The 23,021-nt window shown below is 64.7% G+C and carries 24 protein-coding genes and 1 pseudogene; 16 read left to right on the top strand and 9 right to left on the bottom strand.

Going from position 1 to position 23,021, the window contains the following annotated elements; genetic code table 11:
- Window positions 1-97 precede the first annotated feature (97 nt).
- From rlmN to trpE, 4 genes are all read left to right on the top strand, one after another.
- Window positions 98-1,297 carry a 23S rRNA (adenine(2503)-C(2))-methyltransferase RlmN gene (gene rlmN, locus GFD21_RS02340; RefSeq protein ID WP_163196314.1) on the top strand — a complete coding sequence of 400 codons (1,200 nt, stop codon included), beginning with the start codon at window positions 98-100 and terminating at the stop codon, window positions 1,295-1,297.
- A 133-nt stretch (window positions 1,298-1,430) separates the two neighbouring features.
- Complete coding sequence (gene hisF / locus GFD21_RS02345; RefSeq protein WP_163196315.1) at window positions 1,431-2,201, top strand: imidazole glycerol phosphate synthase subunit HisF; 771 nt, start codon at window positions 1,431-1,433, stop codon at window positions 2,199-2,201.
- Window positions 2,202-2,266: 65 nt separating this feature from the next.
- Complete coding sequence (gene hisI / locus GFD21_RS02350) at window positions 2,267-2,719, top strand: phosphoribosyl-AMP cyclohydrolase (RefSeq protein ID WP_163196316.1); 453 nt, start codon at window positions 2,267-2,269, stop codon at window positions 2,717-2,719.
- Window positions 2,716-4,275, top strand: a complete 1,560-nt coding sequence (trpE, locus tag GFD21_RS02355; protein ID WP_163196317.1) for an anthranilate synthase component I — start codon at window positions 2,716-2,718, stop codon at window positions 4,273-4,275. Before hisI ends, trpE begins: the two co-directional genes overlap by 4 nt.
- A gap of 24 nt (window positions 4,276-4,299) precedes the next feature.
- Here the strand turns inward: trpE and GFD21_RS11225 are convergent, their stop codons facing one another.
- On the bottom strand, window positions 4,300-5,232 hold the full coding sequence (locus GFD21_RS11225) for a cobalt transporter (RefSeq protein WP_163196318.1): 933 nt from the start codon (window positions 5,230-5,232) through the stop codon (window positions 4,300-4,302).
- Window positions 5,233-5,402: 170 nt separating this feature from the next.
- On the opposite strand from GFD21_RS11225, the gene GFD21_RS02365 reads away from it, so the two are divergent.
- Both GFD21_RS02365 and GFD21_RS02370 read left to right on the top strand, forming a co-directional pair.
- Complete coding sequence (locus GFD21_RS02365; RefSeq protein WP_225431530.1) at window positions 5,403-6,191, top strand: DUF1287 domain-containing protein; 789 nt, start codon at window positions 5,403-5,405, stop codon at window positions 6,189-6,191.
- Between the two features lie 126 nt (window positions 6,192-6,317).
- Window positions 6,318-7,187 (top strand): deoxyribonuclease IV, encoded by an 870-nt coding sequence (locus tag GFD21_RS02370; RefSeq protein ID WP_163196319.1) that lies wholly within the window; start codon window positions 6,318-6,320, stop codon window positions 7,185-7,187.
- On the opposite strand, the gene GFD21_RS02375 is transcribed toward GFD21_RS02370, so the two are convergent.
- Both GFD21_RS02375 and GFD21_RS02380 read right to left on the bottom strand, forming a co-directional pair.
- Window positions 7,177-8,571: an MATE family efflux transporter gene (locus GFD21_RS02375; protein WP_163196320.1), complete on the bottom strand. Its 1,395-nt coding sequence runs from the start codon at window positions 8,569-8,571 to the stop codon at window positions 7,177-7,179. The two genes, GFD21_RS02370 and GFD21_RS02375, sit on opposite strands and share 11 nt — an antisense overlap.
- Before the next feature lie 27 nt (window positions 8,572-8,598).
- Entirely contained in the window at window positions 8,599-9,213 is a 615-nt protein-coding gene (locus GFD21_RS02380; RefSeq protein ID WP_163196534.1) for an isochorismatase family protein, read from the bottom strand.
- Window positions 9,214-9,319: 106 nt separating this feature from the next.
- Here GFD21_RS02380 and GFD21_RS02385 point away from each other — a divergent pair, with 106 nt between their 5' ends.
- Window positions 9,320-10,603, top strand: a complete 1,284-nt coding sequence (locus tag GFD21_RS02385) for an MDR family MFS transporter (RefSeq protein WP_163196321.1) — start codon at window positions 9,320-9,322, stop codon at window positions 10,601-10,603.
- 88 nt (window positions 10,604-10,691) lie between these two features.
- On the opposite strand, the gene mscL is transcribed toward GFD21_RS02385, so the two are convergent.
- The gene (mscL, locus tag GFD21_RS02390; protein ID WP_163196535.1) at window positions 10,692-11,162 is read right to left on the bottom strand and encodes a large conductance mechanosensitive channel protein MscL; all 471 of its coding nucleotides are present in this window, start codon (window positions 11,160-11,162) and stop codon (window positions 10,692-10,694) included.
- 238 nt (window positions 11,163-11,400) lie between these two features.
- Between mscL and GFD21_RS02395 the strand changes: the two genes are divergently transcribed.
- The gene (locus GFD21_RS02395) at window positions 11,401-12,981 is read left to right on the top strand and encodes a S10 family peptidase (protein WP_163196322.1); all 1,581 of its coding nucleotides are present in this window, start codon (window positions 11,401-11,403) and stop codon (window positions 12,979-12,981) included.
- Window positions 12,982-13,109: 128 nt separating this feature from the next.
- On the opposite strand, the gene GFD21_RS02400 is transcribed toward GFD21_RS02395, so the two are convergent.
- Complete coding sequence (locus GFD21_RS02400) at window positions 13,110-13,319, bottom strand: hypothetical protein (protein WP_163196323.1); 210 nt, start codon at window positions 13,317-13,319, stop codon at window positions 13,110-13,112.
- Window positions 13,320-13,393: 74 nt separating this feature from the next.
- Between GFD21_RS02400 and GFD21_RS11380 the strand changes: the two are divergent.
- The 8 genes and pseudogenes from GFD21_RS11380 to GFD21_RS02440 form a co-directional block, all read left to right on the top strand.
- Window positions 13,394-13,588: pseudogene (locus GFD21_RS11380) on the top strand (response regulator transcription factor); the annotation flags it as partial.
- 101 nt (window positions 13,589-13,689) lie between these two features.
- Window positions 13,690-14,091 (top strand): helix-turn-helix domain-containing protein, encoded by a 402-nt coding sequence (locus GFD21_RS02410; protein WP_163196324.1) that lies wholly within the window; start codon window positions 13,690-13,692, stop codon window positions 14,089-14,091.
- A 20-nt stretch (window positions 14,092-14,111) separates the two neighbouring features.
- Window positions 14,112-14,675, top strand: a complete 564-nt coding sequence (locus GFD21_RS02415; protein ID WP_318643724.1) for a PIN domain-containing protein — start codon at window positions 14,112-14,114, stop codon at window positions 14,673-14,675.
- Window positions 14,676-14,760: 85 nt separating this feature from the next.
- Entirely contained in the window at window positions 14,761-16,005 is a 1,245-nt protein-coding gene (locus GFD21_RS02420; RefSeq protein ID WP_163196326.1) for a sensor histidine kinase, read from the top strand.
- A gap of 4 nt (window positions 16,006-16,009) precedes the next feature.
- The gene (locus GFD21_RS02425) at window positions 16,010-16,699 is read left to right on the top strand and encodes a response regulator (RefSeq protein ID WP_163196537.1); all 690 of its coding nucleotides are present in this window, start codon (window positions 16,010-16,012) and stop codon (window positions 16,697-16,699) included.
- Between the two features lie 97 nt (window positions 16,700-16,796).
- Window positions 16,797-17,747 (top strand): ABC transporter ATP-binding protein, encoded by a 951-nt coding sequence (locus GFD21_RS02430; RefSeq protein WP_225431531.1) that lies wholly within the window; start codon window positions 16,797-16,799, stop codon window positions 17,745-17,747.
- Window positions 17,744-18,577 carry an ABC transporter permease gene (locus tag GFD21_RS02435; RefSeq protein ID WP_163196327.1) on the top strand — a complete coding sequence of 278 codons (834 nt, stop codon included), beginning with the start codon at window positions 17,744-17,746 and terminating at the stop codon, window positions 18,575-18,577. The genes GFD21_RS02430 and GFD21_RS02435 overlap by 4 nt, the downstream gene beginning before the upstream one ends.
- Window positions 18,574-19,353, top strand: a complete 780-nt coding sequence (locus GFD21_RS02440) for an ABC transporter permease (protein ID WP_225431534.1) — start codon at window positions 18,574-18,576, stop codon at window positions 19,351-19,353. The genes GFD21_RS02435 and GFD21_RS02440 overlap by 4 nt, the downstream gene beginning before the upstream one ends.
- 47 nt (window positions 19,354-19,400) lie before the next feature.
- Here the strand turns inward: GFD21_RS02440 and GFD21_RS02445 are convergent, their stop codons facing one another.
- Genes GFD21_RS02445 through GFD21_RS02460 form a run of 4 tightly spaced genes read right to left on the bottom strand, consistent with a single transcriptional unit; the run spans window position 19,401 to window position 23,011 of the window.
- Window positions 19,401-20,072, bottom strand: a complete 672-nt coding sequence (locus tag GFD21_RS02445; protein ID WP_163196328.1) for a response regulator transcription factor — start codon at window positions 20,070-20,072, stop codon at window positions 19,401-19,403.
- Window positions 20,069-21,289 carry a sensor histidine kinase gene (locus GFD21_RS02450; protein WP_318643715.1) on the bottom strand — a complete coding sequence of 407 codons (1,221 nt, stop codon included), beginning with the start codon at window positions 21,287-21,289 and terminating at the stop codon, window positions 20,069-20,071. The genes GFD21_RS02445 and GFD21_RS02450 overlap by 4 nt, the downstream gene beginning before the upstream one ends.
- A 53-nt stretch (window positions 21,290-21,342) precedes the next feature.
- A complete protein-coding gene (locus GFD21_RS02455) occupies window positions 21,343-21,606 on the bottom strand; it encodes a hypothetical protein (protein ID WP_225431537.1) in 264 nt (87 codons plus the stop codon).
- A 1-nt stretch (window position 21,607) separates the two neighbouring features.
- Window positions 21,608-23,011: an FtsX-like permease family protein gene (locus GFD21_RS02460; RefSeq protein ID WP_318643716.1), complete on the bottom strand. Its 1,404-nt coding sequence runs from the start codon at window positions 23,009-23,011 to the stop codon at window positions 21,608-21,610.
- Window positions 23,012-23,021 lie beyond the last annotated feature (10 nt).

Consider the following 23,021-nt stretch of genomic DNA (forward strand, 5'->3'; position numbering starts at 1 on the left):
GCCGGGCGACCCATCGCGGTCGCCCGGCCCCGCTCGCATAAGAAGAAGACGTCCCCTACCACATCCACGACAATCCACGACAACGGAAAGAAGTCACATGGTCGACCCGCATTCCGACACCCCAGAGACCGGCATCACACCGGGAGGCACCACCGGCGCGTTCCGCGACGTGCTATCCAAGGACCACGCCCGGCGTGGCAAGCCGCCGCTGCACTTCGCCGACATGACCCCCGAACAGCGCATCGAGACCGCGCAGGGCCTCGGCCTGCCCAGATTCCGCGTCAAACAGCTCGCCAACCACTACTACGGCCATTTCGATGTGGACGCCTCCGAATTCACCGATTTCCCGGCCGCGAAACGCGACGAGGCCGCGGCCGCGTTCTTCCCGGAACTCATCCATGAGGTCACCCGTCAGGTGGCGGACAACGGCACCACCATCAAGACGCTGTGGCGCCTGTTCGACGGCTCGCATATCGAATCGGTGCTCATGCGCTACCCGACACGCACCACGCTGTGCATATCCTCGCAGGTGGGCTGCGGCATGGGATGCCCGTTCTGCGCCACCGGCAAACTCGGTCTGACGCGCAACATGTCCGCGGGCGAGATCCTCGAGCAGGTGCGCGTGGCCGCCCGCATGATGCGTGACGGCGAGGTGGCCGGCGGCCCCGGACGTCTGAGCAACATCGTGTTCATGGGCATGGGCGAGCCGATGGGCAACTACCGGTCGGTGCTGTCCGCGGTGCGGCAGATCTCCGCCATGCCCCCCGAGGGCTTCGGCATCTCCGCACGCAACATCACGGTCTCCACGGTGGGCGTGGTCCCCGGAATCAAAAAGCTCACCGCGGAGGGGATCCCGGTGCGCCTCGCCGTCTCCCTGCACGCGCCCAGCGACGAGCTGCGCGACGAACTCGTGCCGATGAACCGTCGTTTCGACACCACGCAGGTGCTGGACGCCGCCCATGACTACTGGCTGGCCTCCAAGCGACGCGTCAGCATCGAGTACGCACTGATGCGCGGCATCAACGACCAGGCCGAACATGCGCGCCTGCTCGCCAAGCGGCTCAATCATTACGGCGACAACTGGGCCCATGTGAACCCGATCCCGCTCAATCCGATCGAGGGCTCCCGCTGGACCGCCTCCAAGCCGGAGGACGAGGCGAGGTTCCTCGAGATCCTCCACGACGCCGGCATCACGGCCACATTGCGCGACACCCGCGGCCAGGACATCGACGGCGCATGCGGCCAGCTCGCCGCCAAGACCAAGGAGGCGTTCGAACGCCGTGGCGAGTCGGCGTGACGACGGTTTCGGACGACCCGTATGGACCGGCGCGCGTCCCAGTCAGCATAGCGAGACGCGGCCGGCCCGCCCGGCATGCGGCCGGTAGGCTGAAGACGGTAATGGAAAGCCTTGCAAACAGGGGAGTGGAGTTATGTCGCTGGCGGTTCGAGTCATCCCGTGCCTGGACGTCGATGCCGGACGAGTGGTCAAGGGCGTGCATTTCGAGAATCTGAAGGACGCCGGCAACCCGGTGGAACTGGCCGCCGAATACTACCGTCAGGGCGCCGACGAACTCACCTTCCTCGACGTGACCGCGTCCAGCTCGCATCGCAACACGATGATCGACGTGGTGTCGCGTACCGCCGAGCAGGTGTTCATCCCCATGACCGTGGGCGGCGGCGTGCGCACGCCCGAGGATGTGGACTCGCTGCTGCGTTGCGGCGCGGACAAGGTGGGCGTCAACACGGCCGCCATCAATGATCCGACGCTCATCAGCCGCGTCGCCGAACGCTTTGGCAACCAGGTGCTGGTCCTGTCCGTCGACGCCCGCCGCGAGAAGGGCGAGCAGCACACGCGGTCCGGATTCGAGGTCACCACGATGGGCGGCCGCAAATCCACCGGCATCGACGCGATCTGGTGGGTGAAGCGGGCCGAGGAACTGGGCGCCGGCGAGATCCTCCTCAACTCGATGGATGCCGACGGCACGAAGGAGGGCTTCGATCTGGAGATGATCCGCGCCGTACGCAAGGAGGTCAACATCCCGATCATCGCCTCCGGAGGCGCCGGCAAGGTCGGGGACTTCCCGCCGGCCATCGAGGCGGGCGCGAACGCGGTGCTCGCCGCATCGGTCTTCCACTTCGGCCTCATGACCATCGCCGATGTGAAGGCGGAGCTCAAACGGCACGGCTACACGGTGCGCTGACCGCGCATTCGCGGCATACGGGATTCACCGACGGACCATCCAGCGAACACAACGAAAAGACGACAATGACGGACATCATCTACGACAACACGACCGAACTCGACCCCCGCATCGCCGCGCGGCTCAAGCGCGACGCGAAGGGACTCGTGGCGGCGGTCGTCCAGCAGTACGACACACGCGAAGTGCTCATGGTCGGATACATGAACGACGAGGCGCTGCGCCGCACGCTCACTACCGGACGTGTGACCTTCTGGTCGCGTTCCCGTCAGGAATACTGGCGCAAAGGCGACACCTCGGGCCACGTGCAGTACGTGAAGGGCGTGTCCCTGGACTGCGACGGCGACGCCCTGCTCGTCGAGGTCGACCAAGTGGGCGCCGCCTGCCACACCGGCAAGCGCAGCTGCTTCCTCGAAGGCGGGCCGCTGCCGGTGGTCGTCGGCCATCGCGCACCGGAACGGGCCGACGGACCGGACGGCGGGAAGAACGCGAACGATACGGAAACGGAGGCACGGGCATGAGCGAGTGCAGCGTCGAACATCTCAACTGGGGAGGCACCTGGCCGACCCGCGAACGGTTCCTCGAACTGGCCGGCGAAGGCTACCGCGTGATTCCGATCGTGCGCCGCCTGCTCGCCGATTCGCTCACCCCGGTCGGGTTCTACGAGCGCCTCGCCGGAGGACGCTCCGGCACGTTCATCCTCGAATCGGCCGAATACGGCGGTTCGTGGAGCCGTTACAGCTTCATCGGCGTGGATTCGATGGCGCAATTGCGCGCCGACAAGGACGGCAACGCCGATTGGCTGGGCACCGTGCCCGCCGGGGTCCCCACGCACGGCGACGTGATCGAGGTCGCGCACGCCACGCTCAAGACGCTCAAGGCGCCGCGCGTGGAGGGACTGCCGAACCTCACCTCCGGTCTGGTCGGCACCGTGGGTTGGGACGCGATCCGCCATTGGGAGCCGACGTTGCGAGCCCAGGCCCCGAACGAAACCGGCCAGCCGGAGATGGTGCTGGCCCTCGCCACCGACATCGCCGTGGTCGACCACGTGTCCGGCTCGGTGTGGCTCATCGCCAACGCGGTGAACGTGGACGACAAGCCCACCCGCGCCGACATCGCCTACGACCAGGCCGTCAAACGCCTTGACCGCATGCAGGAGAACGCGGCCACGCCCACGCCGGGCGAGGCCCGTGTGAGCGCCCTCGACACCTCCGTCAAACAGCCCGAACTGCGGTTCCGCACCCCCAAGGAGGTGTACGAGAAGGCGGTGGAGGCCACGCGGCGGCACATCATCGACGGCGATGTGTTCCAGACGGTCATCTCCCAGCGGCTCGACATCGACTCGCCGGCCGACCCGTTCGACGTGTACCGCGTGCTGCGCACGCTCAACCCGAGCCCGTACATGTACTTCATGGCGCTCACCGATGCCGAGGGACGCGACTTCAACGTGATCGGCTCCAGTCCGGAGACGCTCATCAAGGTGGACGACGGCCACGCGCTCACCTTCCCGATCGCCGGATCCCGGCCGCGCGGCAAGACCCCGGAGGAGGACGCGAAGCTCGCCAAGGAGCTGCTCGCCGACCCGAAGGAGCGCAGCGAGCACATCATGCTCGTCGACCTGTCGCGCAACGACCTGAGCAAGGTGTGCAAGCCGGAGACAGTCGAGGTGGTGTCCCTCATGGACATCAAGCGGTTCAGCCACATCATGCACATCTGCTCGACCGTCACCGGCGAGGTCAATCCTGACATGACCGCGTTCGACGTGTTCATGTCGGCGTTCCCGGCCGGCACGCTGTCCGGTGCGCCGAAGCCGCGCGCCATCGAGATCATCGACGAGCTGGAGCCCGCCGACCGCGGCATCTACGGCGGCACCGTCGGCTACTTCGACTTCTCCGGCAACATGGATATGGCCATCGCCATCCGCACCGCGTTCCTGCGCGACCACGAGGCGAGCGTGCAGGCCGGAGCCGGACTGGTGCTCGACTCCGTCCCCGCCAACGAGTGGCAGGAGACCCGCAACAAGGCCGAGGCCAGCGTCGAGGCCATCCAGATCGCCGCGCAGCTGCGCGAGCTGTAACCGGCGTTTTCCCGGTGGTGACGGTCACGCGAACGTGACCGTCACCACGTCGCCCTCCTTCTCGGTGCCGGTCCATGCGGTGTCGGCACGCGTCCATACCATGCCGTTCGCTTCGATTTTCGTGATGCCGTAATGCCGCGCGTTGACGACGAGCCACGTCGACGTCTGCCAGACCGCGCGTCTGAGATTGTCGCCGGACAGGTCCGCGGGCATGGTGAAGACGGCGGTCACGGGGGAGTCGCCCTTGTTCCCGTCCGCGCGCGAACCGGATACGGATGGATAGGCGCTCTGCAGCGCGGCGATCAGCCCGTCCGGATCGGACGCGTCGGCGTCCGGCAGCTTGCACCCGACGCCCGCCGCGACCTCGCCGGTCAATGACTGCGCCCAGGCGCGGGCCAGACCGTCCCATTGCGCATACGCGTCCGGGTAGCCGGAATGCTGCACCTCCTGGGCGGCGTCCTCCACGGGCAATGACTCCCATCCGGAGACCTTGACGAGTCCGTCGTAGAACGCGTTCGTCGCGTAGTTCTCGTCCATGAGCTGTTCGACGGTGCCCCATCCCTGGCTGGGACGCTGTTGGAACAGGCCGAGCGAATCACGGTCGCCGTATTCCAGGTTCCTGAGTTTGGACTCCTGCATGGCCGTGGCGAGCGCCACCGTGGCCGCATGGTCGGGCAGGCCGCGCGTCACGCCGATGGCCGTGATGAGGGCCGCGTTGGCCGACTGCTCGGCGGACAACGCGTAGCTCATCACGCCGTCCGTCTGTTTGGCCATGCAGTACGAGCTCGTGTCCTGCGTGACGGTCGATGAGGAGAGTCCGGCGAGCCATCGTGCCGACAGGCGGACGACGCCCACGATCACGGCGGTGACGATGCAGATGGTGGCGATGACGACGATGAGCGCGTGCCGGAGCGCCTTCGCGCTTCGCGTCGTATTGTTCGTCGTGCGTTTGGCCATGCCCGGTGAAGTCCCCTTCCTTGTCGTCGCGTCTCACGTTACCAGCCGGTTTGTGGTTATTCGGCAAGAGAAGCCCGCAGGCGGGCCGAGGGGATCCCCATGAACCCGCGGATGGCGGATAATGGCGGGAGGCATGCGCATCCGCATGATGCGCCCGGGAAGGATGGACGATGACGAGACATGGTGCCGGGGCGGCGCGGGGGAGGCGTCGGTGGTTCGCCTGGGGGATGGCCGTCCTGTTGCTTGCGGCGTTGGCGGCGGCCGGAACGTACGCCGCCCGTCATCTTGCGACGGCATCCTGGCGTGTGGCGGGCGATGCCGGGACGGCCGGCGGAACGTCGGACGGTTTCGCGCCGGATGCGGCCGCCGGGGCGAGATACCCGAAGGCGGTGAGCCCGGTCGACTACAACGGCAACGGTGTGGACGATTACGCGGATATCGTCGCCGGCGCCCGCATCGATGCGGAGAACCGTCCCGCCTATGACGACGGCTATTACGAGGGAGGATATCCGCCGGACGACCGCGGCGCATGCACCGATCTGGTGTGGCGCGCATTCCGAAACGCCGGGTACGACCTGAAGTCCATGGTGGATGCGGATGTGGCCGCCGATCCGGGGAGCTACGCCGCCGTCGCTCCCCGGCCGGACCCGAACATCGATTTCCGCCGCACCGGCGTGCTCGACGTGTTCTTCGCGAAATACGGGGAGAAACTCACGCTCGACCCGGCCGACCATGCGCAATGGCAGGGCGGTGACATCGTCGTGTTCCAACACGTGAAGCACATCGGCATCGTCTCCGACAAGCGCGACGCGAACGGTACGGCGTTCGTGCTGCACAACATGGGGCAACGGCAGCGCGAGAACGACTATCTCGCATTCGACACGCATATGGCCGTCACCGGCCATTACCGGTTCGACGTGTCCAAGGTGCCGCAGGGCGTGCTCCGGAAGTGGTCGTGACGGTGTCGGAACGGAAGACGGCGGGAACGGTCGCCCGGCCGTCCGCCCGGACGGAGACGCGCGCCCATGCGACGACGGTATGATGAGGGCGGCATATCGAACGGGACATTCAGGAAAGGAACGCGGATGACCGGGCTCTTCATCGGATCGCATCTGTCCACCTCCGGAGGCTGGAGCGGGCTGCTCGAACGGTCGCATGACGAGGGCGGCACCGCGTTCGCGTTCTTCCCGCGGTCGCCTTACGGGAAGCGATCGAAATCGCTGGCTCCCGAAGGTGCGGGGGAGTTCGGCCTCAGGCTGCGGGAGGAGAGCTACGGGCCGATCGTCGTCCACGCGCCGTATGTGTACAATCTCGCCGGCAAGGACCCGGCGAAGCGCGCGTTCGCGATCGCCGCGCTGGAGGAGGACCTGCGTCTGCTCGCCCCCATCCGCGAAGCGGGGCAGGAGACGTATCTCAACATCCATCCCGGTTCGCATGTCGGGCAGGGCGCGGATACGGGGCTCCGACTCATCTCGGAGGGGTTGAACCGGGTGTTCGACACGCTTGGTGACGTACCCGATGCGGGACGCGTCCCGATCCTGTTGGAGACGATGGCGGGCAAGGGCACCGAATGCGGGCGTGATTTCGGCGAGCTCGCCGCGATCATCGACGGCGTCGACGACAAGTCGCAGGTGGGCGTCACCTTCGACACCTGCCACGTGTTCGACGCCGGGTACGATCTGCTCGGCGACTACGAGGGCGTGATGCGCGAACTGGACGGGACCGTCGGTCTCGACCTGGTGAGGGCCATCCATGTGAACGATTCGCTGTTCGGGCTCGGCTCGCATAAGGACCGTCACGCCAACATCGGCGAGGGGGAGTTGGGAATCCCGTTCTTCACCACGCTGGTCAACGACCCGCGCATGGCCCGTCTGCCGATGATCCTGGAGACCAAGGAGCCCACGGCGACCACGCACCGCGACGAGATAACCCTGTTGAGAGGCCTCACGCGGTAGGGCCGGCCGTCTTCATGCGCAGCTCGGGCAGCAGCACGGCGAACAGGATGACGGCCATCACCGCGGTGACGAGATCGGCGAGGGCCTGCGCGGCGATGACGCCGTCGTATCCGGCGATGCGCGAGCCGACGGCCAGGGTGATCGCGAGGACCACGCCCTGACGGCTGATCGACAGCACGAACGCACCCAGCGCCTTGCCGGCGGATTGGAACGTGCAAGTGGTGACCATCACGACGGCCACGCACACGAGGCTGAGCAGCTGGACGCGCAGCATGCCTGCGCCGAGTGCGACGATGACCTCGTCGGCGATGAAGAAACGCATGAGCCAGCGGTCGAAGACGCTCAGCACGACGGTCATGACCAGCGCGAACGAGCACAGGAACAGGTAGGCGAACCGCATGACGGCGTGCAGGCGGCGCATGTTGCGCGCGCCGTAGTTGTATCCGATGAGCGGTTGCGCGCCGAACGCGAACCCGACGAACACGAGCACGGCGATCATGACGACCTTCAGTGCGATGCCCATGGCGGCGACCGCGTCGGTGCCGTAGGGGAGCAGGGCCAGGTTGACCATGACCATTCCCACGCTCTGCGTGAGGTTCGTGATGGCGGAGGGGATGCCGATGGCGAGGATGTTGCGGACCTCGAGCGCGGTGATGTCGAGCCGGCGCTTCGCCGTGACGGCCGCCGCGGTCGCATGCCCGAACATGAGCCTCGGGTCGATGGACAGGTTGCGGCTGCGTGCGAGCAGGAACCAGACGAAATACGCGTCGGTGCAGATGTTCGCGATGACGGTCGCGCCGGCGGAACCGGCGGCGCCCCAACCAAGCCCCTGGATGAACAGGGGGTTGAGGACCATGTTGACGCCGGTGCCGATCATCGACCCGATCATGGAGGGCACGGCATGGCCTTCGGTGCGCAGCAGGTTCGTGGGCGTCATCGACACGATGATGAACGGCGAGCCGATGATGATGAGCGTATAGAACGCGGAGGCGTGCGCCCACGTGTCGTCGGTGGCGCCGAGCAGGTCGAGCATCGGCGTGCGGAAGACGAGTCCGAACACGACGATGAGCAGGCCGGTGACAATCGCCCCGTAGAAGCAGAACACACTCAGACGGCGGCCGTCGTCATAGCGTTTCCGGCCGAACAGGCGGGAGATGACCGAGGCGCCGCCCAGGCCGAAGATGTCGCCGAGCGCGATCATGACGGTGAACACGGGCGCGGTGAGGGATACGCCGGCCACCATGCCCGTGTCGCCGGTGTGCGCCACGAAGTACGTGTCCATCATGTTGTAGACCAGCGTGACGAGCATGCTGAGCACGACGGGCATCGTCAATGCGAAATACGCCTTCGGCACCGGCGCCTTCTCGAACAGTTCGCTATCCATGGGGTTCGTTACGGGGGGGGGCGGCCGTCAGCGCGAATCACGCAGTGCGATGCCGGCGTCGGCCATCTCCTTGCGCGCGGCGACGCCCAGTTCCTCGCTGACCGGTACGGTCAGGTCCTCGAAGACCGTGACCGGATAGCCGAGCTTCACCGCGTCGAGCGCCGTCTCCTTCACGCAGTGCGATTCGGCGATGCCGACCACATCCACATGGCCGACGCCCGCCGACCTAAGCGCGTTGGCGAGCGTCAGCCCCCTGTCCTGCGCCGCCCGGACCTCGTCACGCGATTGGATGCGATCCGTGTTGTCCTCGATGCCCTCGAACCCCGAGTAGGCGGCCGTGTACTGGCCCTTCTTGAAATGATGCCCGATCCCGAGCGCGGCGATGGCCGGGTGCAGTTCGGCGTTAGGGGTGCCGGCCTTGCCGTGCACGGGCCACGTGTCCACGAAGTCCGGATGCTCCGACCAGTGGTCGCCGGGCTCGATGTGCCAGTCCTGCGTGGTCGCGATGTATGCGTAATCGTCGCGGTGCGCCTCCACGTATGCGGCGATGCGTTCCGCAACCGCATTGCCTCCTTCGACGCCGAGCTCGCCGCCCTCGCAGAACGTCGGCTGGACATCGACCACGATCAACGCCTTGCTCACCATGATGTCTCCCTTCGACCTCCCCGGTGCCGGTGACCGGTTCCGACGCCCACTCTAATGGCACGACCGCGGAACGTGTACGAACGTGCCCATAGGATGGTGGCCCATGTGTGAAAGGACGAACCGCCGCGCCGTTTTCGGTCTGCCGTTGATGTTCTGGGGCCTGTGGCTTGCCCTGCTGATTCTATGGATGGGCAGGTTCGTCATCTCGTTCATGTCCATGTACCTCGTCAAGGACCTGCATGTGGATGCGGGGCTTGCGGGCACCATCGTCTCCATGTACGGGTTCGGGGGCATCTTCGGCTGCCTGTTCGGCGGATCCCTGTCCGACCGGTTCGGCCGCCCGGCGATGATCATCGCCGGCGAGATCGGATCGGCGGCGATGCTGGTGCTGCTCTCGTTCATCGACGATCCGACGCTTATGGGCGCGATGCTGCTCGTCTACGGCGCGATCTCGTCCATCCCCACACCCGCCATCGCCGCGTACATCGCGGACGTGGTGCCGATGCGCGACCAGAAACGCGCATACACGCTGCAGACGTGGGCGGTGAACTTCGGTTTCGCCATCGGCCCCATCATCGCGAACCAGCTCGTCAAAATCTCATACACGCTCATGTTCTACGCGGAGGCCATCATCCTCGTGGTCGCCACCTGCATGCTCGCGTTCTTCTTCCATGAGGCGCGCGTGCATGCGGCGACGGCTCCGTGCGATGCCGGTGAGGAGAACCGTTCCACGATTCCGGCCGAGACCCGCGCCGGCCAAGGCGTCTCGATGCTGGCGAACTACCGTCGCGCATTCGCCGACTGGCCGTTCATGTCGATGGTGGTGCTCATGTTCGGCTATACGATCGCGTACTTCCAGATGACCAGCGGCCTGCCGATCGCGATGACCGGGCTCGGCATGGGCACGGACCAGTACTCCGTGCTGCTGACCATCAACGGCGGCATGCTGTGCCTGCTGCAGATCCCCGCCATCGCCGTGTTCAACCGGATGAGCAACACGCGCGTACTCGTGCTCGGCATGCTGATGACGGCGGTCGGGTACATGTTCCAGATCGGCGCGACCACATGGCACGCCTTCGCGGTCGCGACGGTGCTGTGGACGTTCGGCGAGCTGGGCACGTTCCCGATCGCCGCGACCACCGTCGCGAACCTCGCCCCGGCCGAGGCGCGCGGCACCTACCAGGGGCTGTACAACCTGGTCTGGGCGTTGTCGAACGGGGCGGCGCCGCTGGTCGGCGGCTGGATCATCAGCGGATTCGGAAGCTGCGTGCTGTGGGTCTGCTGCACCGTGATGTTCCTGCTCGTCGCCGCCGGGCTCTACGCCACGAAGGGCGGTCGCGAACGCGCCATCGCCCGCAATCTGCGCGCCGCCGACCTGAAGCGGTGAGCCGGGGCGATTCGCGGGTTCGATGAATCCCCACGCCCGTTCGGTCGGCCCCTCCGGTACATGACATGCGCGCGGCGGGGCGTCGGCTTCAGTCGACGTCCGACGACGATTCCCGCCGTGCCTGCGCAAGCCGATCCGGGGCGGCCAGCCGGTCGCGGATCTCGGAAAGCAGTTCGACGGTACGTTCCTCGGGAGAGACCTCCGGTTCCTTCGCCTTCTCGTCCTCCTCCTGCTTGAGCTTCGCCTTGACGAGCATCGCGTCGGTCATGTCGCGGAACTTGTTGATCGGCACGAGGATGAAGAAGTACACGGCCACCGCGATGACGAGGAAGTTGAGCAGCGCGCCCAGAATCGCGCCGATCGAGACGGTCGCCCCGTTGAACGTGAACGCAAGCAGGCCGCTCATGTCCGGCTTGCCGAACACCATGGCGATGAGCGGGTTGATGAGGCTGTCCACGATCGCGTTCACCACGGAGGTGACCGCGCCGCCCATGACCACGCCGACCGCCATGTCGATCATGTTGCCGCGTGAGATGAACTTCTTGAACCCGTCGATCATGTCCTTCTCCTTCGTGTTGCTCATAGGACCATCCCCGCGATTATCCCGATTTCGGCGGACTTCGGGCAATCGCTCCCGATAATGCACAACATGGTGACCATTGCAAACGACAGGGCAATATCAACAACGTGTTGATTATCGTAATGCGCGGATCGACGCTTCTCACGCACGTATAGTGGACGATGAAACGAACACGATGACGGGGCATCCGCCGAAGGAAGGAAGGAAGGAAGGCATCATGGCCTATACGGCTGACGACAAGCAAGGCGGCGACGCGACGAAGCAGCAGACGCCGGCGGCGACGCAGGCGAAATTGCCGGAACCATATGAGAAGACCACACGCCACGCCATCGACATCGACGGACGTACGCTCCGTTACGCGGCGACCGTGGGCACGCTGCTCATCGACACGCCCAAGGTGAAGCCGGCGGCAAGCGTCTTCTTCACCGCATTCGAACTGCTCGACGATGAAGGCAAGGCCGATCACGCACGCCCGATCACCTACATCTTCAACGGCGGCCCTGGATCGTCCACCACGTTCCTGCTCATGGGATCGATCGCCCCGAAACGCATCGACGTGCCGGACGCGGCACCGGTGCCCGCCGCGCCGTACCGTCTCGAAGACAACCCGTACACGCTGCTGCCGGCCTCCGATCTGGTGTTCATCGACGCTCCCGGCGCCGGATTCTCCGAGATCCTCGACAAGGCGAAACCGGAACTGTGGTCGGTGGACGGCGACGTGGCCGGGTTCAGCGCGTTCATCCGCGCCTATTCGAGCAAATACCATCGTTGGAACTCGCCGAAGTACGTGCTCGGCGAATCGTACGGCACCACGCGCGGCACCGCCCTCGCATACCGGCTCCAGCAGGACGGGGTCGCGTTGAACGGGCTCACGCTCATCTCCAACATCCTCGACTACGCGTACACGCTCGACACGTCCGACCAGTTCTACATCGGGTACTTCCCAACCTACGCATCAGTCGCGAAATACCATGGCCGTGTGACGACGGAAACGGACCCCAGCGACCATCTGCAGGAGGCTCGCGCGTTCGCGAACGGCCCGCTGCGCCTCGCCCTCGCCGCCGGAGCCTCGCTGGACGACTCGGTCAAGCGCCATGTCGCCGAACGGTACGCCGAACTGACCGGTCTGGACGCGAAGTACGTCTACGATTCCGATCTGCGCGTCGTGGACATGCGGTTCCGCAAGGAGCTGCTGCGCGACGAAGGGAAGATCGTCGGCCGTTACGACGGGCGCGTGGCCGGCTACGACCTCGACCTGATGAACGACGAGGAGACGTTCGTCGTGGACGACGCGTTCCTCGACCCCGCGTATTCGAGCCTCGCCAACGCGTACCTGCGCGACGAACTCGGCTGGGACCGCACGCCCGAACGCGTCGGGTTCGCCGACTTCGACTGGAACGCCACCGAACCGGGCAAGGGCTGGACCTGGTGGCACAGGCAGCCGGACATGACCAAATCCTCATGGGGGCAGAACATCCCGTTCCCGAACGTCGTGCCCGACCTGGCCGCCGCGATCGCCCACCAGCCCACGCTGAAGGTGCTCATCGGCAACGGCGTCTACGACCTGTGCACGCCGTTCGGCCAGACCGAATACGACATCGACCATCTCGGCCTGCCGAAACCGCTGCGCGGCAACGTCGCGTTCACGTACTATCCGGCCGGTCACATGCTGTACTCGTCCAAGCCGAGCCTCGCGAAGTTCGCCGACGACCTGAACCGCTTCTACGCGGCCGATGTCGCCGGACTGCAGGCCATCGACGAACGTCCCGCCGCGCCCGCGCCGGACATCCGACTGTAGGGGGGGCGGCGTTCATCTCCGTCGGCGCCGGACCAGCGTCATCAGACCTTCCACATCCAGTTATGTGAGACATAGGGGAGAGGGAGATGGCACCGTAATCATGGTTCCATCTCCTTTATCTTATCCTTTCAGCTGGTGAGGCCTTGTGCGGGTTGGATGTGGGTGGCATTGCGCACGGGGACAGCCGCGGCGAGGAGCGCCGCCATAAGGATGACGAGAATGAGCACGCCAATCTGCGTCCATGGCAGTTGCGTGGTGAATTGGCCGGTCATGCCGCCGATCTGGGCTTTCACGCCGGTGACACCGAGCGGTAAACCGACGAGCAGTCCGACAAGCACGCCGAACGGCATCCGCGGACGACAGCGAGACCTCGGATAGCGGGAACGACGATCTCCCTGATTTCACCGGCCGGGAACACGCCATCCTTGCCCGCATCATCCAAGGCGACTCCAACGACCAGATCGCCGTGAGCCTCGGCATCAGTGTGTCCACCGTCAAAACCCACATCGGCAACATCCTCAGGAAAACCGGCCAAACCAACCGCGTCCGCCTCATCGTCTGGGCTGCACGGCATTCAATGCAGATTAACATTCCACACGCAGGGTAGCCCATTTCGTCTCCAATCGACCAATTGTCCGATATGTCCGATATTGTCGAAATGTCTGATTCGGGATAGGCTGTACGTGAGGTTTCAGGAAAGGAGTGGCCATGACAACATTCGAGGCAATCCCCATTTCCCAGATCGGCAAGGGATCCGCATACATCACCACGGGCGACGGCAAGGCATACCCGTTGGACGCGGAGGAGCTGCGCCGTGCGTTCGCGGCCATCGCGTGCGGAGATTCTGCCGAGATGATCACCACCGGTGAAGCCGCTCAGATTCTCGGCGTATCGGCGAAGACCGTCGCCCGCATACTTGACGCCGGAGAGATTCCGTTCGTACGCTACGGCGCGAAAGGCAACCGCATGGTTTCCCGCGCGCAGGTCGTCGCCTACCGCGACAAGTCGGAATCCCACGGCCATGAGGCATTGGAGACCATGCGCGAGGCCGCCAGCCAAGGCGGATTAGACGACATCGACTACTCGACCTATCTGGCTCGTTACAGCTGAAACGAGAGGAATTTGAGTTGGTGGTCGCTTTTCTTGACGCGAACATCTTCCCGCACACTTGGCTGACGGATGTGCTGCTCACGTTTGCCGACCATCACCTGTTCGACCCCGAATACTCCGACGACGTGTTCGAAGAAGCCCGCCGGGCATTCGTCGATGACCTTGGCAAAGATTCTGCTTGGGTCGACCGCTATCTGTCCACCATCCGCAATATCAAGCCGTATTATCTTGTCTCTCCCATTCCGGAACTGACCGGTGAGGTCGTGTTGCCGGACGCTGATGATCGGCATGTGGCGGCCGCCGCCTATAACGGTGATGCGGATGTGATCGTCACCTTCAATCTGAAGGACTTCCCCGCGAACCAACTCGCCAAAATCGGATTATCCGCCCGTCACCCCGACGCGTTTCTGACCGGCGTCGCCGAGGCATATCCCGAGCGCGCGGTCAAGGCCATGACCGAACTGGTCGCATCGAAAAAGCATCCGCCGCGCACCATGCAGGAAGAACTGGAACGGCTCGAACATTCCGGCATGCCAGGATTCGCCCGTATTATGCGCAGGTTGATGAGTGGGCAACCCGCTTAATCCAGGATTCGACTTCTATGTCACATGCCAACACTTCGTTCCGCCATGAATGGGATTGTATTGTTGTGCATCTACCGTGTTGTCCGTGGACTTGAAGACAAATCCGATAAACAGTGTTTCAGTCAGGACCTTCCATGTTCCTTGGCTTGATGCGCTCGTGACGGGCGTTGTGCTGTTGTGTGATTTGCCGTTCGTGTTGCCGTGGTTTTCTTTCGGTGTTCCGTTGAAGGGTGTTGTCGGGTTGGTGTGCGCGGTCGGGATGTGCGCACCGTGGTTGGCGAGACGGCGTTTCCCGCTGGGGTCGTTTTTGGTCTCGTTGGGATTCGCTATCGTTCAAGTGCTGTTTGTCCCGCTTCCGGTTCCCGGTTCGGACGTGCCCCTCAATATGTTCGATGGTGTGGTGACGCCGTTGCCGTCATCGGTAATGGTGGTGTTCGGCGTGTATAACGTGGCGAGCCGGAGTCGCTGGCTGCAGGCGTTGATCGCCGCGTTATTGGCGCTTAGCTTCGTGGGGGTCGTGGCGGCGTGGCAGGTGCGTGCCGGCTGGCTGTCGCGCGATGCGGTGATGCTGGCGGTGATGCTGATCGGCTGGGTGTGGGGTTGGGGTCTGCTGGTCGGTTCCTTGCGCGAACGCAATCGGCGGTTGGAACGTGAGCGGGATATACGTGTGCGGCTGGCTGTCGTCGGAGAGCGTACGCGCATTGCACGTGAGATTCATGATGCGGTCTCGCATTCGTTGGTGTCGATGACGGTGATGGCGGAAGCCGCAGGTCGTCTGGTCGATTCGGACCCCGCGAAGGCCGGGAAGGTGATGAGCATGGTGAGCGGTACGGGGCGGGCGGCCACGGCCGACATCCGCCGGGTGCTGACCGTGCTGCGCGACGACGATACGAGTACCGACGATTCGACTCAGCCGAGTCTTGTGAATCTGGATGCTCTCGTCGCCCGGGCCCGCACGGGTGGCGTCGATGTGGAATTGACGGTGCGGGGCGAACGTCGCACTCTGCCTACCGGATTGGATGCCGCGGCGTATCGCATCGTGCAGGAGTCGTTGACGAACGCAGTCAAACATGGCGGCCCGTCGTTGACCCGCATCGAGGTGACGTTGGATTACGGCGGGGATGCCCTGACCATCCATGTGGATGACGACGGCGCCGGGCCGAAGTCGCATCATGACGGCGGTTTCACCGATGGCGGTCGAGGTCTGATCGGCATGCGGGAACGGGTTGATGCCTATGACGGCACGCTGCGGTTCGGACCGGGCCCTCGGGGCGGGTTCGAGGTGATCGCCGTGCTGCCGTTCGACGATGCGCATGACAGGGAGAGATGAAGTGATGGCGATTCGCGTATTGATTGTGGACGACCAGCCGATGTTCCGCATGGGATTGCAGCTGCTGTTGGAGACCGTCGATGGCATCGACGTGACCGGTGAAGCCGAGGACGGCGGTGCGGCGTTGGCGTTTCTGGAATCCACACCGGTGGATGTGGTGTTGATGGACGTGCGCATGCCCGTGATGGACGGCGTGGAGGCGACCCGGCGAATCCGCGCGGAATTCAAGGACGATGCGCCTCGTGTGCTGATGCTGACCACGTTCGCGTTGGACGAGTATGTGATCGACGCGATGGAGGCCGGGGTATCGGGATTCCTGCTCAAGGACGCACCGTTGGACGAGCTCGTCTCGGCGATACGGCACGTCGAGGCCGGTGACGCGGTCGTGTCCCCACGCATGACCGCGCGTCTGCTGGGGCATTTCCTTTCGAACGGGAGCACGAAGGACAATGCCGGCAACAGGGACGTCACGGGTGCGGTGGCGACGTTCGACCTGACCGACCGGGAGACGGAGGTGTTTCGTCTGATCGGCTTGGGATTGTCGAACGGGCAGATCGCCGACCGTCTGCGTATCGCCGAGAACACGGTGCGCGTGCATGTGCGGCATGTATTGGACAAGACCGGCTCATGCAACCGCGTCCAGGCCGCGGTGTTGGCCTACCGCATCGGCCTTGTCTCCGCCGACGACCGGTGATAGCGACTCGACTAGTCCGAAACGACTAGCGGCACCGGACGCGAATAGTCCATCCGGCCAATGGCGGGGGCGGCGGATCCCGGGAATCATGGATGCCATGAGCAACCAACGACAATCCCCGCAAGGGTCTCCATCCGACGCGATGGTGTCCGCCCATCATCTGACGAAGCGCTACGGCGACCGCACGGTCGTCGACGATCTGAACCTGCTCGTGCCGCGCGGCAGCGTGTACGGGTTCCTCGGCCCGAACGGTTCGGGCAAATCCACCACGATGAAGATGCTCCTGTCCTTGGTCCAACCCACCGGAGGCGACATCATCATCGACAGACGACCCATGAACCGCAGGACCCGGGGCGAGCAGTTGACACACATCGGCTCGCTGATCGAATCGCCTCCCGGATACGGACACCTGACCGGCGAGGAGAACATGCGCATCGTCCAACGCCTGCTCTCGCTGAGCAACCGGCAGATCGACACGGCCGTGCACGCGGTGCGCATGGAAAGCCAGATGGACAAGCTCGTACGCAACTACTCGCTAGGCATGAAGCAACGCCTCGGCATCGCCATGGCACTCGCACGCTCGCCGCAACTGCTGATACTGGACGAGCCGACCAACGGGCTGGATCCGGCAGGCATCGAGGAGATCCGTGAACTGCTCGCACGTCTGCGCGATCAGGGCGTCACGGTGATCGTATCAAGCCACCTGCTCGGCGAGATCGACAGGACCTGCGACACACTCGGCATCCTGTCACGAGGACGTCTCCTGTTCCAAGGCACGCGCTCCCAACTGTTCTCCAAGGCCACACCCGACCTGCTCGTCGAAACCGACGACCCGGCGAAGGCGAAGGCCCTGCTGGAATCACGCGGCTACACCGGACTCGCCCTCGAAGACCGGACACTGGCCGTACCGGGCGTCGGCTCTCACGACTCGACCGCCGATATCATCGCATGGTTCGTGAGCCAGGGCCTACGCATCTTCATGGTGCGCCGCCGCGAACAAAGCCTGGAGGACATCTTCATGCGTTTGACGGGAGCGGGAAGCCTATGAGACACGCAACCCCGGGCGCGGCCACGCCCGATGCCGCCACCGCGGCCCCGCAGTCTAGGAACGAAGGCATGCTGCGCCGGGCCATCATGAACGAATACGCCAAGATGCACCGGCTCAAGGTCCTGCCCCTCTACATCCTGATGCCGGTGGGCATCATCGGCGCCACCATGTTCGAAAGCCTCGGCGCCGGACTGACCAGACACCTCACCGATACGGACGGCACGGCATGGAAACTGGTCACGGCCTGCATGGGAGCGGGGTTCTCGATGCTCATGCCGATCCTGCTGGCGGTCATCGCCAGCCGTCAGGCCGACATCGAGCATCTGGGCAACGGGTGGCTGTTCCAATCCACCGCGGGACTGGCACCGGGCCGGTTGTGCCGGATCAAATTTATCGCCACCGGACTACCGGTCATTCTCGTCTCCCTGCTCGCTGTCATGGTCACCACCGGTTTCGCTCTGGCCGTCGGAGTCACCGGACCGGTGCCCTGGCTGAGACTCGCCGGCTACGCGGTCGCCGTGACCACCGTTAGCCTGATCGTGCTCGCCGTGCAGCTCCTCATCGCCTCGCGCGTGGAGAACCAACTTGCCGGCATCGGCATCGGCCTGATCGGGTTCCTGCTGGCGAACTTCGCCGGCGCGTTCCCCGACTGGCTCGCCTATCCGACGCTGTGGGGCGCGTACGCGAAGATCATGCCCGCCGGATACCAAGGGGAATCGCTCGTCTGGAACGACACCTCGTATGCCGCGGTCGGCGTACTCGCCGTGATTGCCGCCGTGATGTTCCTGTGGATCACCGCACGATTCGACCGAATGGAGGCCCGTTCATGAAACACGCGAACCTCGCAGGTCTCATGGCCTGCGAATTGGCGAAGATCAAAGGCTCACGCATAGGAATCTTCGTCGTACTCTACCCGCTGATCATGGTGTTGACCGGCACGGGCATGACCCTCATCTCGGGAGGGTTCGGCACGGACGGCTGGCATCTCCTGTGGGCCCGCGCAACAGGTTTCTACGGTATGGCCATGTACGCGGTCGGCATCGCCGTCATCGCCTCGCTCGTCTGGCGCGTCGAACACAAGGGCGGCAACTGGAACACCCTGATGAGCTCGGGAACACCCGCGTGGGGCGTCATGACGGGCAAGACCCTCGCCATAGGGCTGCTATCGGCACTGATGCAACCCGTGTTCCTCATCACCGCGATCCTCGTGGGCAAGCTCGCGGGACTACCCGGCATGCTGCCGTTGGAATACTGGTGGAGCGTGCTCGCCTCCATGATCGCCTGCCTGCCCGTGGCCGCCGCCCAGTCGGCATTCTCCTGCTTCATCCGGCCGTTCGCCCCTCCCGTCGCCATGGGACTCGTCCTGGCCGGCGCCGACACGTTCCTCCTGCTCCTGCACCTGACTCCCGCATACTTCCTGCCATACGGCATCCTCACCCGGGCCACCATGATGGGCTCCGCCGCCAGCCGCATCGGCACCTCGTTCCCGGTCGATCCCGTCACGCCCGCCACCATGTGCATCAGCATCGGCGCATCCATCGGCCTGACCCTCATCATCATCGCCATCGCCTCCCTCATACTGGAGAAACGAGACATTTATGTCTAACGGCATGGGCCTTCGCCTTTACCTCGGGATTTACGGTGACGAAAAAACTACAACCCTCCGGCCTTGTACCAGCTGACGGCAATCTGAGTGCGATCCCTGAGCCCGAGGGTCGTAAGGATGCGGCTGACTGCGCGTTTGACCGAATTGGATTCGATGACGAGTCTGCCGGCAATCTCCTCATTGCTGAGTCCTTCGGCAATGAGTGAGCAAATCTCACGTTGGCGCGGGGTAAGCGCGTCGAATGATGCGCGCAACTCCTGTTGCCGTCGGTCTCCCGTGGGATGGGGGAGACCTCGTTCCAGCACCTGTCTGGTGATACGTGGGGTGAGGATCGCATCGCCGCTGGCGATGGAGCGAATCGCTTCCACTAGGGCGCGTTTGGTGACGTCCTTCAGTAGGAATCCGCTGGCTCCTGCGTCGAGTCCGCCGAAGGCGTAGTCGTCTTCGTCGTAGGTGGTGAGGATGAGGATTCTGATGGTGGGCCAGTGCTTGGTGATGTGTCGGGTTGCTTCGATGCCGTCCATGCCGGGCATGCGCACGTCCATGAGGATCACGTCGGGCAACGCCTGGTGATTAACGTCCAACCGGTTGAGTGTGTCGATGGCGGATTGCCCGTTCTCCGCCGCTGCGATGACGGTGATGCCGGTCACGTCGTCGAGCATGAGCTGGAAGCCGAGCCGTGCCAGTCTCTGGTCATCCACGAGCATCACATGGATCATGGCTGGACCTTCCTTTCAGTCTGCTGTTTCCCGGTCGGGGGAATGACCGCTTTGACCTGCCATTCGGTGCCATCTATTGGCCCATAGGCGAATACGCCGCCGGCATCCCGCACGCGCTGTGACAGTCTGGCCAGTCCGGTGCCGTCATCGGGTGTGGCGGTTGGTGTCGCGTCGCCGGCTCCGTCGTTGTGGACGGTGACGGTGACCCCGTTCCGAGGCTGGTGGTTCCATGAGACGTTGAGATGTGTGACGTGCCTGCCGTGACGGATGGCGTTGGTGATGGCCTCTTGGGTCACGTCGAAGCAGAGATTCGCCTGCGATTCGTCGTCGGCGCGGATGCCGGTTTCGGTGAATATGGTGATGATGCCGAGCGTGCGGGCGTGTGCGAGGATCGGACGGATGTCGTCCCATGAGTGCATGTTCCGGGAGCCCAGCCTGGCGGGGTCTTCGTCTTCGCCGTCCACCTCGGTTTCAGCTAACGCGCGTACGGCTTTGCGCGTGTCCGTCAGGCTTTCCCGTGCGATCTCGTTGATGCCTTTCAGAGCCTCCTCCACGCGCGGGTCGCCGGTCTTGCCGGTCAATCCTTCGGATAAAGCGATGATTGCGGTCAGGCCGTGGCCCACACTGTCGTGCAGCTGTCCGGCGATGCGCGAACGACGCACCGCGGCGTCACGCTGCTTGACGGCGGTTTGCGCGCGCCGGTGTTCCAGACCGGCGGCTGCCGTGGCGTTCCTGGCTTGGACCATGCCGCGGCGCGCCAGCGCGATCGCGCCGGCGAGTGCGAGCAGGAGGATGCGGCCGGGCCATTCGCCGAGGAAACGGCTGGCGGGCCATGACATGAACGTCGCCAAGGTCACGACCAGCGTCGTTGCGAGGGACCCGATGTACATGCGGCGTTCCCCGACCGTGCGCATGAATGTGTAGAACGCCGCGACCAGCTGGACCAGCAGGATCGAGTCCGCATGCCAGAAGGACAGCATCAAGGTCAGGATGAGCTGCGACGCCAATGTGACGGACGGGATCCGGTAGCGGAACACCAATGTCAGGCATGACAGGAGCAGGGACAGCAGCAGCATCGCGAATCCGCCGGTCTGCTTGGCGAGCATGTACATCGGGTCCAACGGGGCGCCGATCATGCGTTCCCACGTGAGCATCGCGCCCTCGACCGCGAGCACGCATAATGGCATGGCTATGGCAGTGATTCTGCCGACATTCACCGTTTGCCGTTCCATATGATCCACTGTGCCACCTCGTCGGGTCATCGGCATGCTCACTGGGCGAGACAATCCGCGCCGGGCATCAGGCAGCTGAGCATCGTGATCGAACCGGTGAACAACACAGTGAATACGATGATGATGGCCAGCCATACGAACGGCGAGAACAGCGCCCCGATCCATGCGACGACACGGCCGCCATGCTCCCATCCGTGCCCGTCGCGGCCGATGATCCACGCAATCAGCACGCCGGGCAGAGACAGGAACAGGCCGAGCAGCAGGAAGCCGATAACCGAATCGTTGCGTTGATGTGATTGCATGTCAACGGCTCCTGATCGCATTTGCCACGCTACGACGCAGCGCGGGGCGAATCTGCATGTACTGGATGAGGAACAACGCCAGCCAGCAGGCCGCTCCCGCGCCGATCACACTGGCCCACGGGATTTCGACCACCGGCACGCCGACGAGCGTGATGGAGCGTGTGGTGAGCACGAGCGAGCTGACGGCGACCGGGATGAGCGCGAGGACGACCGCGCCGACGGCCAGTTGCAGGCTCTGCCACAGGATCATGCGCGTCACCCGGCGCGGCGACAGGCCGATACTGCGCAGCAGCGCCTGATCGGCGACCATGCCGCGGTTCGACAACGCGATGACGGCCAGGCTCGTGACCAGGGACACGATGCACAGCATCGCGATTATCAGCAGCGAGTCCGCGTAGTTCAGGCTCGTCGGATGGCCGCCCAGGGTCAGTATCCGCCCGTAGGACCGCGCGCAGGTCAGCAGGGTCGCGGACAATCCCAGAGCCAGTGCGAGCGGGGCGATGGTGTTCATGCTGAACACGGTCTTCGCCTTGGCGGCGCGGGCCGCGAGCACGCCGGTCGCCGACCCGCACAGGCGGCATATGACGCGTCCCGCGTCCAGCAGGATCGGGACCAGCACGCCGGCGAGGACGTACATGCCGAACGACGCGATGATCCCGGCCCATAATGCGCTGTTGAACGTCTGGCCGGCCTCCTGTCCGAATGCGTGGGCGCGCGGCATGCCCATGCCGGAGAACGCCAATGCCAATGCCGCCGCCATGACGACCAGTCCGAGCGCCCAACGAGCCCAATGCCGCCATCCACGCCGCCCGATCGGCGCGTTCCCGCCGCGGATCGCCTCGATGGGACGAACCTTCGCCGCACGCATCGAGGGCACGAACGCACCCAGCATGCACGTGGCCACGCCCAACAGTAGCGAGCCGAGCCATGCCGTCGCGGACGGTGTGAACGCGGGAGGGACGAACGAGCCGAGCCCGCCGGCGAAGCTCTCCGCGGCCATCGCGTCGAACTCGGGGACCGCGAGCAGGCTGGCCGGCATCGCGATCAGCGAGCCGAGCAGCGAACCAGTGAGGCTCGCCACGCCCACGAGCATCCACATGCCCGCACGCACCTGGCTCGGGCTGGCACCCATGAGACGCCATTGCGCGAACGTGCCGCGGATGCGGTCGACCGTGGCCGAACCGACCACCGTCAGCGAGAAGAACGCGAGCAACGCCACCACGACATAGATCGTGACCGACACCATGGCGAACTCGGCCAGATCCAAACCCGCCAGCCGGGCGGCCGACGCGAACGACGGCGACGAGGTCCACACGAACTGGTTCATGCACACGCCCACCAGCGTGGTCACCACCGCGATCACCATGATCGCGGGCACCCAACCCGCGAGATCGTCACGGAACACGCGAAGCACA

This window comes from Bifidobacterium platyrrhinorum (assembly GCF_010667645.1).
Classification (GTDB): Bacteria; Actinomycetota; Actinomycetes; order Actinomycetales; family Bifidobacteriaceae; genus Bifidobacterium; species Bifidobacterium platyrrhinorum.

Coding starts and splice junctions, on each gene's coding strand:
- GFD21_RS11225 (WP_163196318.1), bottom strand. CDS start 5,232: ATGGCCAAACGCACGACGAACAATACGACGCGAAGCGCGAAGGCGCTC.
- GFD21_RS02425 (WP_163196537.1), top strand. CDS start 16,010: ATGGCGATTCGCGTATTGATTGTGGACGACCAGCCGATGTTCCGCATG.
- GFD21_RS02430 (WP_225431531.1), top strand. CDS start 16,797: ATGAGCAACCAACGACAATCCCCGCAAGGGTCTCCATCCGACGCGATG.
- GFD21_RS02455 (WP_225431537.1), bottom strand. CDS start 21,606: ATGCAATCACATCAACGCAACGATTCGGTTATCGGCTTCCTGCTGCTC.
- GFD21_RS02440 (WP_225431534.1), top strand. CDS start 18,574: ATGAAACACGCGAACCTCGCAGGTCTCATGGCCTGCGAATTGGCGAAG.
- GFD21_RS02370 (WP_163196319.1), top strand. CDS start 6,318: ATGACCGGGCTCTTCATCGGATCGCATCTGTCCACCTCCGGAGGCTGG.
- GFD21_RS02385 (WP_163196321.1), top strand. CDS start 9,320: ATGTGTGAAAGGACGAACCGCCGCGCCGTTTTCGGTCTGCCGTTGATG.
- trpE (WP_163196317.1), top strand. CDS start 2,716: ATGAGCGAGTGCAGCGTCGAACATCTCAACTGGGGAGGCACCTGGCCG.
- GFD21_RS02395 (WP_163196322.1), top strand. CDS start 11,401: ATGGCCTATACGGCTGACGACAAGCAAGGCGGCGACGCGACGAAGCAG.
- GFD21_RS02375 (WP_163196320.1), bottom strand. CDS start 8,571: ATGGATAGCGAACTGTTCGAGAAGGCGCCGGTGCCGAAGGCGTATTTC.
- mscL (WP_163196535.1), bottom strand. CDS start 11,162: ATGATCGACGGGTTCAAGAAGTTCATCTCACGCGGCAACATGATCGAC.
- GFD21_RS02365 (WP_225431530.1), top strand. CDS start 5,403: ATGACGAGACATGGTGCCGGGGCGGCGCGGGGGAGGCGTCGGTGGTTC.
- GFD21_RS02410 (WP_163196324.1), top strand. CDS start 13,690: ATGACAACATTCGAGGCAATCCCCATTTCCCAGATCGGCAAGGGATCC.
- hisI (WP_163196316.1), top strand. CDS start 2,267: ATGACGGACATCATCTACGACAACACGACCGAACTCGACCCCCGCATC.
- GFD21_RS02445 (WP_163196328.1), bottom strand. CDS start 20,072: ATGATCCATGTGATGCTCGTGGATGACCAGAGACTGGCACGGCTCGGC.
- GFD21_RS02435 (WP_163196327.1), top strand. CDS start 17,744: ATGAGACACGCAACCCCGGGCGCGGCCACGCCCGATGCCGCCACCGCG.
- hisF (WP_163196315.1), top strand. CDS start 1,431: ATGTCGCTGGCGGTTCGAGTCATCCCGTGCCTGGACGTCGATGCCGGA.
- rlmN (WP_163196314.1), top strand. CDS start 98: ATGGTCGACCCGCATTCCGACACCCCAGAGACCGGCATCACACCGGGA.